This window comes from Pseudoalteromonas sp. BSi20480, assembly GCF_000241365.1.
Lineage (GTDB): Bacteria > Pseudomonadota > Gammaproteobacteria > Enterobacterales > Alteromonadaceae > Pseudoalteromonas > Pseudoalteromonas marina.
The window spans coordinates 1-11,458 of record NZ_BADX01000169.1; the positions used below are offsets into that span (position 1 = coordinate 1).

The 11,458-nt window shown below is 38.1% G+C and carries 9 protein-coding genes and 1 pseudogene; 3 read left to right on the forward strand and 7 right to left on the reverse strand.

Annotation, left to right across the window (positions count from 1 at the left end; genetic code table 11):
• The 3 genes from P20480_RS00930 to P20480_RS00920 all read left to right on the forward strand — a co-directional run.
• The coding region (locus P20480_RS00930) for an exonuclease SbcCD subunit D C-terminal domain-containing protein (protein ID WP_033025898.1) at positions 1-379 on the forward strand (379 nt) is incomplete at its 5' end.
• 10 nt (positions 380-389) lie between these two features.
• Complete coding sequence (locus P20480_RS00925) at positions 390-3,452, forward strand: AAA family ATPase (RefSeq protein WP_008132940.1); 3,063 nt, start codon at positions 390-392, stop codon at positions 3,450-3,452.
• A 31-nt stretch (positions 3,453-3,483) separates the two neighbouring features.
• Complete coding sequence (locus P20480_RS00920; RefSeq protein WP_008132942.1) at positions 3,484-3,924, forward strand: hypothetical protein; 441 nt, start codon at positions 3,484-3,486, stop codon at positions 3,922-3,924.
• 171 nt (positions 3,925-4,095) lie between these two features.
• Here P20480_RS00920 and yfaE read toward each other — a convergent pair whose 3' ends face one another.
• The 7 genes and pseudogenes from yfaE to ubiG all read right to left on the reverse strand — a co-directional run bounded on the left by yfaE (position 4,096) and on the right by ubiG (position 11,362).
• Positions 4,096-4,344, reverse strand: coding sequence for a class I ribonucleotide reductase maintenance protein YfaE (yfaE, locus tag P20480_RS18875; protein WP_050547954.1), 249 nt, complete (start codon positions 4,342-4,344; stop codon positions 4,096-4,098).
• A gap of 5 nt (positions 4,345-4,349) precedes the next feature.
• Positions 4,350-5,480 (reverse strand): class Ia ribonucleoside-diphosphate reductase subunit beta, encoded by a 1,131-nt coding sequence (gene nrdB / locus P20480_RS00915; protein ID WP_008132943.1) that lies wholly within the window; start codon positions 5,478-5,480, stop codon positions 4,350-4,352.
• A gap of 114 nt (positions 5,481-5,594) precedes the next feature.
• A pseudogene (nrdB, locus tag P20480_RS00910) lies at positions 5,595-6,329 on the reverse strand (class Ia ribonucleoside-diphosphate reductase subunit beta); the annotation flags it as partial.
• Positions 6,330-6,368: 39 nt separating this feature from the next.
• Complete coding sequence (gene nrdB, locus P20480_RS18880; RefSeq protein WP_083830943.1) at positions 6,369-7,211, reverse strand: class Ia ribonucleoside-diphosphate reductase subunit beta; 843 nt, start codon at positions 7,209-7,211, stop codon at positions 6,369-6,371.
• Between the two features lie 65 nt (positions 7,212-7,276).
• The gene (gene nrdA / locus P20480_RS00905; protein ID WP_008132948.1) at positions 7,277-9,559 is read right to left on the reverse strand and encodes a class 1a ribonucleoside-diphosphate reductase subunit alpha; all 2,283 of its coding nucleotides are present in this window, start codon (positions 9,557-9,559) and stop codon (positions 7,277-7,279) included.
• 412 nt (positions 9,560-9,971) lie between these two features.
• Positions 9,972-10,652: an HAD-IA family hydrolase gene (locus P20480_RS00900; protein WP_008132949.1), complete on the reverse strand. Its 681-nt coding sequence runs from the start codon at positions 10,650-10,652 to the stop codon at positions 9,972-9,974.
• Complete coding sequence (gene ubiG / locus P20480_RS00895; RefSeq protein ID WP_008132951.1) at positions 10,652-11,362, reverse strand: bifunctional 2-polyprenyl-6-hydroxyphenol methylase/3-demethylubiquinol 3-O-methyltransferase UbiG; 711 nt, start codon at positions 11,360-11,362, stop codon at positions 10,652-10,654. The genes P20480_RS00900 and ubiG overlap by 1 nt, the downstream gene beginning before the upstream one ends.
• Positions 11,363-11,458 lie beyond the last annotated feature (96 nt).

Below are 11,458 nucleotides of genomic sequence, written 5' to 3' on the forward strand. Positions count from 1 at the left end.
GGATAAAAGTGGGCTCGTTTCACAAACTCATTTACCGTTAAAACCTTTAAGAGATATGAGAGTCATCGAGGATGAGTTAGATACGGTTATAGAACAAGGAAAAGTAGACCCTAACAACGATGATTACTTACTGGTAAGACTGACTGATAAACATGCCATTTTGGATCCTATGGGTAAATTGAGGGCCGTATACCCCAATGTATTGCATTTAGAAAAACCAGGTATGCTTGAAACTAACTCAAGCGGGTTAAAGCAAGATTCATTGAAGCAAGGGGAGTTAGATATGTTTAAAGATTTCTATTCTCAAATTGCGGGTCAAGAAATGTCTGAGGAACAAAACCAATTGGTTTCTGAATTAATTGATGGACTAATAAAATAAAGGAATATAAATGAAACCACTTAAATTAACTGTTCAAGCCTTTGGTCCATTTGCTGGAACCGAGCACATAAAATTTGATGAATTAGGATCGAATCCTTTATTTTTGATTAATGGACCAACCGGTGCAGGTAAAAGCTCGATTTTAGATGCAATTTGTTTTGCGCTTTATGGCCAAACAACGGGAGCTGAACGTTCAGCTTCACAAATGCGTTGTGATTTTGCTGATATTAAATTATTAACCGAAGTCACATTAGATTTTAGCTTAGCTGATAAAAGCTATCGTATAACACGCGTTCCAATGCAAGAAAGAGCAAAAAGTGTTGGGGAAGGTACAACATCTCAGAATTCAAAAGCAACATTGTGGGAGCTTGATGGTACAGACAGCAACCGTTTGATTGTGTCTTCTAGTGTTAAGGATGCTGACAATGAGATTAAGGGGCTAATTGGGCTAGACGTAGAGCAGTTCAGGCAAGTTATGGTTCTACCTCAAGGTAAATTCAGAGAATTGTTATTAGCTGATTCAAAAGATAGAGAGAAAATATTTAGTCAGTTATTTCAAACATCTATTTATAAAAAAATTGAAGATGCCTTAAAGCTTCAAGCAGCTGACATAAAAAAAGCGGTTGAAGAGCACAGAAATAAAATTAAAGGCATTCTCGAAGGTGCAGAAGTAAATACTGAAGAAGAAGTAAGCTCTACTATTGAGCTAATCAAACCCGATTTGGCACAAGCGCTTAAAGAAAAAGCAACGGCAAACAAAGCAGTTTCCGATTTCGAAAAAGCTGTTGAAGAAGCCAAACAACTGCTGAAAAAGTTTGAAGACTTGGATAACAAAAGCAAAGAGTTAGAAAAACATAAGCTAGATAGTGAGCAAATCGAAAGTAAAAAATTACAATTACAACTAGCCTCTACTGCGCAAAAAATAAAACCCACTTTTGATTCCGTTACCAGCTCAAGTAAAGCATTAACCGAAATAAAGAGTCAATTCGTAAATAGCAAAAAGGCTCTATTGGAACTCGGCGAAAAGCTCAAAGCCGCCATACATACTTTTGAAAAAGCAGAAGAAGCACACAAAGGTGCGGATGCTCTACAGAAAAAACAAACAGATTTAGAACAATATTTAAAACTTGCGAGGAGTTTACAGCAAGCTAATTCTGTACTTGCATCAGCTAAACTAACTGCAACTGAAAGTAAGACTGCACTTGAAGCTGAACAAAAATATATAGAAGTAATAAAAAGTGAGATCTCTGGCAAAGAGCAAAATCTGGAGAAGCTGTCTGTCGAAATTCAACCTTTAGCTAACGAACAAATTCAATTAGATAAATTGAGTCAAATACTTAGCAAAAGAAATAACTTAGAGGCTTTAGGCGATGAGTTATCCGAGTTAAATCGATTAACTTCAGAGGAAAAAACAGCTTTAGATAAGTCAGAATTAGAGTTAGACACTAAAACTAAAGCGGCTAAAAAAACTGAGTTATCATGGCACGCTAACCAAGCGGCCATTCTGGCAAGTGAATTATCCGATGGAGAACCTTGCCCCGTATGTGGCAGTGAGGAACACCCTAAATTAGCAAGTACAGGTGATACAAGTTCTATTGTTACAAAAGAGGATGTCGATAAAGCGAGAGAACTTGTAACTAAATCAAATAAAACTAGAGAAGTTGCAAAATCAGCATATGACGAAGCGCTTGCTAATCAAAAAGTAAAACAAGGATTAATTACTACGTTAAAAGCTGACCTCGGTGATTCCGCTAACAAATCAATAGTAGAAGTGAAGTCAGCCCATGATATTCAAGAAGCTAAGGTTAAAAGCTTACTTTCTATCAAAGATAATATAAAAGAGATCAGCGGTAGCATCATTTCTGATAAAGATAAATTATCGGAAATAGAACAGACAATTAAAGCGCTAGAATTAAAAGCATCTTCAGACGATAAACTGCTAATTATTGCAAACTCTCATGTTGTTCAGCTAGAGAACCAAACACCAGAAGCTTTTCGTGATATTGAAAAACTTCAGACTGAAATTAAGTCATTAACTCAGCAGATTACTTCTCTAAATGACGGGCTTACCTCAGCTCGGAAAAATAAAGAAGATCAAAAATCGGCATTTGATAAAGCAGATGCCACAGATAAATCTATAGCCAGCCAATTATTTGATATAGAAAAACAGGACGATGCTTCTCAACTAGCGTGGCAAAAAGCACTAAACGAAAGTGTTTTTGAAGACCTAAATCACTTTGAAAACTCTTTACTCACCGATGAAAGTCAAGCTCAACTAAATGATGATATTGACCAGTATAAAACGAAATTTGATACCTTAACGGGAGCTAAGTCCTTACTTGTTAAGGAATTGAAAGACACGAATAAACCTAATCTAGAAAATGTTGAAGATGCGTTATCGCAAGCTAAAATCGATTTCAAAGCTAAAGATGAAAAATGGCGCCAATTAGAAGAACGTAATAATCAGCTTATATCTGTTCAGAAAAAATTAGTTGAAGCACATAAAAAAAATGAAGAGCTGGAAAAACAATATAAAACGGTAGGAACATTATATGAAGTATCGAATGGTTTAACTGGGGATAAAGTGAGCCTTCAACGATTTGTGCTTAGTGTCCTACTGGATGATGTTTTGATACAAGCTTCACAACGACTATCAATAATGAGCAGAGGTCGATATCAATTAATTAGAAAAGAGGAGCGTGCAAAAGGAAATAAAGCATCAGGCCTAGAATTGGAAGTTGATGATGCTTATACAGGCAAGTCTCGTCCGGTAGCTACCCTTTCTGGTGGTGAATCTTTCATGGCAGCATTGTCATTAGCCTTAGGTCTATCTGATGTCGTTCAGTCATACTCCGGTGGAATAAAGCTCGATACGTTATTCATTGATGAAGGTTTCGGTAGTTTAGATCCTGAATCACTAGACTTAGCCGTTCGTACTTTAATTGATATTCAATCAACTGGACGTATGATAGGCATCATTTCTCATGTAACTGAGTTAAAAAGCCAGATGGCTCATAGAATTGATGTCAAATTAGGGAAATCAGGTAGCGAAATTTCAGCTGTGGTAGCGTAAACCGAAGATATTCTAGATAATAGGGAACTGAATGATAATTCATAAAAGTAATACTTTTTATATTTTTAGCAGAGTCAGAGCTATATGGTGTAATGCAATCAAACCACTGTTTTCCTTTATTTTTGGGGTGCTCATACCAATTACAGTGAATGCACAAACTCGTGGTGGCACTTGTCAGAATGATATCTGTGAATTTACAGGAGGGTTAATCGGCTTAGCTTTACTTGTGATATTTTTTATTTCTCTTTCTGCATCTATAGCTAAACACGGTTTTTGGAAAGGGGTTTTTGAGCATACAGCAGTTCGTATTCTGATTGTATATTTTGCAATGATCACTGGGTTAATTTTTGCTATGTTGTTAGCTGTTGAAGTTTTTGGAAAATTGGGGGGGATTTTATTATTCCTAGCCATTGCATTCATGCCTAAGTCTTGGATAAAAGGCATTAAAGAAGATGATAAAAAAAATAGCTAACAATCGCCATCAAAAAAGCGCCCGTTGGGCGCTCAACTCGCAACAAGTGAAGGCGTTACCACTACCTGATATGTACTAGCTCAAATCTAAACTGACAGTCCCGATTATAAAACGGGTAACTGTCAGATCAAGTCTGAGCTAGTACATGGTGATGTGATTATGGTGACTAGATTAGTCTGTTTCTAGATCAATATCTGTTTCAGCTTTTGAGCAACAAGTAAGAACTTCGCCATCACGAACAAAGCATAAAGGCTCGGAAGGGTAGATAACTGTGCCGCTTTTTATTTTAATTCTGCAAGCTCCGCAAAATCCATCTCTGCACATATAATAAGGCGCTAATTCTAAAGCTTCCATATTCTCAAGTATTGTTTTGTCAGGATGGCAAGTTCCAATCAACTTGCCATCTATCTTTAACTGCATGGCTACTACAAGTCAAAATCATCGAAGTCTGTTACATCGACTTCTGAATTAATTTGACCAACCAAGTAGCTGCTTATCTCAGCTTCCTGAGGAGCTACTTGAACATTGTCACTTACAAGATATGAGCTTATCCAAGGCAGTGGGTTGCTCTTTACATCGAAAGGTGTATCTAAACCTATCGCAGCCATTCGCTGGTTACTGATGTATTCGATATATGCCTTCAGAATATTAGCATTCAAACCAATCATTGAACCATCTTTGAATAAGTAGTCAGCCCATTCCTTTTCTTGCTCAACTACTTCAAGAAATATCTGACGACCTTCTTCTTTTAGTTCGTCTGACACCTCCTTCATTTCGGAGTCGTCTTTGCCGCTAGACCATAGGTTTAGTATGGCTTGTGTGCTTGAAAGGTGCACGGATTCATCTCGCGAAATAAGCTTTATCAGTTTACTATTCCCCTCAAGCAATGAGCGTTCTGCAAAGGCAAACGAACAAGCAAATGACACGTAAAATCGAATCGCTTCTAGTGCGTTTGTTGAGCAAACAGCTAAATAAAGCTTCTCTTTAACTTTGCGTTCAGTCACTTCGATTTTTTTACCATCAATTTCATGAACACCTTCACCATGTATGTTATACACTTGCGTGATTTGAATAAGTTCGTCAAAGTATTTAGATATACTAACAGCACGTTTGATGATCGCAGGGTTAATGACGATATCGTCAAACACTTCGCTTGGGTCAGTAAATAGGTTTCGCAAAATATGCGTATAAGAACGGCTATGAATAGTTTCAGAAAAAGCCCATGTCTCTATCCATGTTTCGAGTTCGGGTATTGAGACCAGTGGTAAAAATGCAGCACTAACTGAACGAGCCGCAATAGAATCAAGCAGGGTTTGATATTTCAAATTTGAGATAAAGATGTGCTTTTCAGCTTCACTTAGCGTTTGCCAATCGGCTCTATCTTTCGATACGTCCACTTCTTCTGGTCGCCAGAAGAACGATAACTGCTTTTCAATAAGGTTCTCGAATACCATATGCTTTTGCTGATCATATCGAGAAACATTGACGCTTTGACCCATAAACATTGGCTCTGTCAAAGCGTTATTTTGTGTTTGATTAAAGGTGCTGTATTTCATTTTTTAAACCTCACATAAATACTTGTGTTATGCAGCAATGTTATATTTATGTGATGTTTCACATAAGTTGAAAGTCGGTTGGTTGCTTGATTTTGGAGTGTTTGCGGCCGACCGACCAGTGTAGTGTGATGTTTTTTGTATTGAATTTAAGCCAATTAGTTTGCTGTTCCCCTCAAGTAAAGATCTCTCTGAAAACGCAAACGAACAGGCGAAACTAACGTAAAAACGAATAGCTTCTAAAGCATTAACAGAGCACACCGCAAGGTATAACTTTTCCTTTAATTTGCGTAAAGTAACATCATATTCAACACCTTCAGATGTATGTTTACCTTCGCCATGTAAGTTATATAACTGTGAATATAAAATTAAATCATCAAAGTAAAGCGCAATACTTTCAGCACGTTTCAATATTGCAGGGTTAATGATTATTTCATCAAATACTTCACCAGGGTTGGTGAATAAATTTCTTAAAATATGTGTATATGAACGAGAATGAATCGTCTCACTAAATGCCCATGTTTCTATCCATGTTTCAACTTCAGGTAAGGAAGCCAATGGGAGTAACACCGCATTAACTGAACGTGCGGCCATACTATCAAGTAAGATTTGATATTTAAGGTTAGAGATGAAAATGTGCTTTTCGGCATCAGATAGACTTTGCCAATCCCCGCGATCTTTTGATACATCAACTTCTTCTGGTCGCCAGAAGAAAGACAGTTGTTTCTCAATTAAGTTTTCGAATGCCACGTGTTTTTGAACATCATAACGTGATACATTCACAGGGTTGCCAAAGAACATCGGTTCTTTTAAAGCGTCATTATTTTTTTGATTAAAAGTAGTATATTTCATTTTTTATTTATTCCGGGATAAAGCCACATATTTATTTTTTTATGCTGCTATTTTAAGTTGTGTGGCATTTTTTGTGATTTTATGTGTGGTTCCACACAAGTTGAACACGTTGTTTGTGTTTGATTTAGCTTGATTAGTTTTTAAAATTTCGCTATTGTGTGTGTATGGCTGACGGGATTTGAGCTCAATTATCTTGGCGTTACCTTCCATAAGTTCACGCTCAGCAAATGCAAATGAACAAGCAAAGCTGACATAAAAACGAATTGCTTCAAGAATGTTTACCGACATCATAGCGAGGTAAAGTTTCTTTTTCAGCTCGAATAAGTTTACAACCACTGTTTTACCGTTGATTTCATGCTTGCCTTCACCGTAAAGGTTGTAAAGTGAAACAGAGTTAATTAAATCATCGTAATAAGTTGTTACTGCATCAGCGCGCTCGCTAATTTTATCGTTGCTAACGATGTCATCAAAAATAAGCTCTGGTGATTGTGTTACGTTACGAATAATATGGGTGTATGAACGGCTGTGAATTGTTTCACTAAATGCCCACGTTTCTATCCAGGTTTCAAGTTCTGGGATAGACACGATAGGTAGTAGCGCAACGTTAGGAGAGCGGCCTTGTACACTATCAAGCAGTGTTTGATATTTTAAGTTACTTAAAAATATGTGCTTTTCATGCTCTGGTAGCGCCTGAAAATCTAAACGGTCTTTACTCACATCTACTTCTTCTGGTCGCCAAAAGAAAGACAGTTGCTTTTCAATTAACTTTTCAAAAATAGGATATTTTTGTTGATCGTAACGCGATACGTTAACGGTCTGGCCAAAAAACATTGGCTCTTGCATTTGGTTATTATGATTACGACTAAAAGTAGTATAAGACATGTTTATCACTCAAAAAACTATCAGAACAAAGCGGGCTGCATGCCCGCTTAAGATAAAATTAACGACTATATTTTACACGCGCCGCCTGCACAATCGTCATCTTCCACTTCTGGAGTGTCGTCTTGTGCATCAGATGCGCCATCACGGGTATTATGGTAATACAACGTTTTGACCCCCAATTTGTAGGCGCTAAGTAAGTCTTTTAATAAGACTTTCATAGGTACTTTACCGCCTTCAAATTTATTTGGATCATAATTTGTGTTTGCAGAAATAGTTTGGTCAACAAATTTTTGCATGATACCGACAAGCTGTAAGTAACCATCATTAGAAGGTATGTCCCAAAGTAACTCATAGTTGTCTTTCAAACGTTCGTACTCAGGTACAACTTGTTTTAAAATACCATCTTTACTTGCTTTAACACTAATGTGACCGCGTGGTGGCTCGATACCATTTGTTGCGTTTGAGATTTGCGATGACGTTTCTGATGGCATTAATGCGCTTAGTGTTGAGTTACGCATACCGTGTTCTTGTATGCTCTTACGCAGTGCATCCCAATCAAGGTGCAGTGGCTCATCACAAATTTTATCTAAGTCTGTTTTATACGTATCTGTTGGCATAATGCCCTGAGAATACGTTGTTTCGTTAAACTTAGGACATGCACCACGTTCTTTTGCAAGTTCGTTTGACGCTTTCATCAAGTAGTATTGAATAGCTTCGAATGTTTTATGTGTGAGTGCATTTGCACTGCCGTCTGAATAACGCTTACCATTTTTAGCTAAGTAGTAGGCATAGTTGATTACACCTATTCCTAACGTACGACGTCCCATTGTTGCGTTTTTGGCAGCTGGTACTGGGTAGTCTTGAAAGTCGAGTAGGTTATCGAGTGCACGTACTGCTAGCTCCGCAAGCTCTTCTAGTTCATCTAGAGACTCAAGCGCACCTAGGTTGAAAGCAGACAATGTACATAATGCAATTTCGCCTTCTTCGTCGTTAACGTTGTTAAGTGGTTTAGTCGGTAATGCAATTTCTAAACACAAGTTAGACTGACGAATTGGTGCAACTTTCGCTATAAACGGGCTATGTGTATTACAGTGATCTACATTCTGTAAGTATATGCGGCCAGTACTTGCACGTTCTTGTGCAAACACAGAGAACAATTCAATGGCTTTAATACGCTTTTTACGAATAGACTCGTCTTGTTCGTATTTAACATATAACGCATCAAATTCGTCTTGATCTTCAAAAAACGCATCGTAAAGACCTGGCACGTCTGATGGACTAAATAACGTGATGTAATCGTCTTTAATCAAACGAGAATACATTAACTTATTAAATTGTACGCCGTAATCTAAATGACGAACACGGTTGTCATCAACACCACGGTTATTTTTAAGAACTAAAAGGTTCTCTACTTCTAAATGCCATAGCGGGTAGAATAGGGTTGCTGCGCCGCCGCGAACACCACCTTGCGAACAACTCTTAACAGCTGTTTGAAAGTGCTTGTAAAAAGGGATACAACCTGTGTGGTATGCTTCGCCATTACGGATATGGCTTCCTAATGCACGGATACGACCAGCATTAATACCGATACCAGCACGCTGAGAAACATATTTTACAATAGCTGACGATGTAGCATTGATTGAATCAAGGCTGTCGCCACATTCAATAAGTACGCAAGAGCTAAATTGACGAGTAGGCGTACGTACACCAGCCATGATTGGCGTAGGCAATGAAATTTTAAATAACGATACCGCGTCGTAAAAACGCTTTATGTATGAAACTCGTGTTTCTCGTGGGTAATCTGCAAATAAGCTTGCAGCCACTAAAATATATAAAAACTGTGCGCTTTCATAAATTTCACCCGTTACACGGTTTTGAACTAGGTATTTACCTTCTAATTGCTTAACTGCAGCGTAACTAAAATTAAGATCGCGTGAGTGGTCAAGGTATTCGTCTAATTCGTCAAATTCTTGCTCTGTATAGTCAGCAAGTAAGTGAGCATCGTAACGTTTATCACTCACCATTTTTGTTACGTGATCAAATAAACGCGGTGGCTCAAATTGACCGTATGCTTTTTTACGTAAGTGGAATACAGCTAAACGTGCAGCAAGATACTGGTAATCAGGTGATTCTTTAGAAATCTGATCGGCAGCCGCTTTGATAATCGTTTCGTGAATATCTTTTGTACGAATACCATCATAAAATTGAATATGTGACTTTAATTCAACCTGTGAAACCGAAACGTTATTTAAACCTTCGGCGGCCCATTCTATAACGCGATGGATCTTATCAAGATCAAGAGGCTCTTTGCGCCCGTCACGTTTGCTTACAGATAACTGTTGGTTCATAGCTTTGCCTGTATTCCTTGGGGATAATGTATTTTTGACCAATGTTGTACGTCTCAAAAAGAGAAGTAGTGCTCATTTTTTATAAGTTTTACCCAATGAGGTAAATTTAATTGAATAACATTTGGCCACAATATCTGGTGTTGTTCAATTTAGAGATCACAAGATAGTGTGGTCTGAGTTGATTTGCAAGGGGCATAATTGCCCCTATTTGTGGATAACGTTGGGATAACGTATTTGTGTTAGTAGGCATTAACCTTTGATCATTCATTGAAGTTGAAATTTTTAAAAATCAACTCAGGATCGACTAAATTTACACATTTTGAAAATAAATTTCGGCTGCTTTTTTTATCATCAAGCTTTGCGTAAAAACTAACACAATCACAATATATAGTGTTTATATCTAAAATGGGCACTATATATGGTTAAATGCGTCAATAGGGCTACGCCAGTTAAAATCAGCTTTCCAAGTAAGTGCTTCTTCATCGCTTGGAATGTACCCCCACAGAGCAGTAGCTGTAGGCATACCTGCTGCTTTACCCGCTTGAATGTCTCGTTCGGCATCACCTATGTATAAACAGCGATCTGGTATTACGTCCATTAGTTTTGCGCAATGAAGTAAAGGTAGAGGAGAGGGTTTGGCTTCTTCAAGCGTATCACCGCTAATTACAACTGCCGCATTTTTTAAAGCGGGGATCGCAGCGACAAGCGGCTCAGTTAAAAAGCCAGGCTTGTTTGTCATGATCCCCCATTTGATCTTTTTGTGATCAAGTGAGATCAGTAGTGGTTCAATACCGGCAAAGCATTGGGTGTATTTCGCAATGTTTTGGGCATAGCTATCGACCAATTGCTTTATCAACTGTGCTTGTGCAAGAGAGGGCCACAATTCTTTAAAACCCGCTTCCAATAAAGCTGCCGCACCATTAGAAGCCGCTGGGCGATATATTTCGCTTGTTACTTCGGCAATTTGATTTGCTCGTAGTACACTATTAAGTGCAGCGCCTAAATCGTCAGCTGTGTCGAGTAAGGTGCCGTCTAAATCAAACAAAAACGCATCATATTGATAAAGTGCTAATGATGAACCTGCGCTCTTCATTACACCAACTTCTCAAAATGAAGGATATAATTAACACTAACATCATTATTAAGTGTGTATTGTTTAGAGAAGGGGTTATACGAAAGTCCTGAGCTTGCACGTACTTTTAAGCCCGCTTGCTCGGCCCACGCAATTAGCTGCGCCGGTTTAATAAACTTTTTGTGATCGTGAGTTCCCTCTGGAACCATTTTTAATAGTTTTTCAGCACCTACAATTGCGTACAAGTAGGCTTTCGGTGTTTTATTGAGGGTAGAGAAAAAAACATCAGCGCCAGGTTTTGCAAGTTTGGCAACGGCATGAATAATTGAAGCAGGGTCTGGAACGTGTTCGAGCATTTCCATACAGGTAACAACGTCAAATCGTTCAGGGTGTTCTTCAGCGAACTGTTCTGCGGGTATTTTTATGTAATCTACATCTACACCCGTTTCTAGGCTGTGTAATTTAGCGACAGTCAAAGGCTCTTGTCCCATATCAATACCTGTTACCTTTGCCCCCATACGTGCCATACTTTGGCTTAAAATACCCCCACCACAGCCAACATCGAGTGTTTCTTTATCAAATAAACCTTGCGTTTTATTTGCAATAAAATCTAGGCGTAACGGATTAATTTCGTGAAGAGGTTTAAACTCACCCTCTAAATCCCACCAACGCTCTGCGATGGCTTCAAATTTTGCTATTTCTGCGTGATCTACATTTTGATGTTCGGTCATAAAATACTTCCTCGTCAATCTGAGGCCATTATATAGGCCTAAATTGATAAATCGCAAAGTTTTGCGCCTGTAAATTAAAATTAATTGTGATAGCAT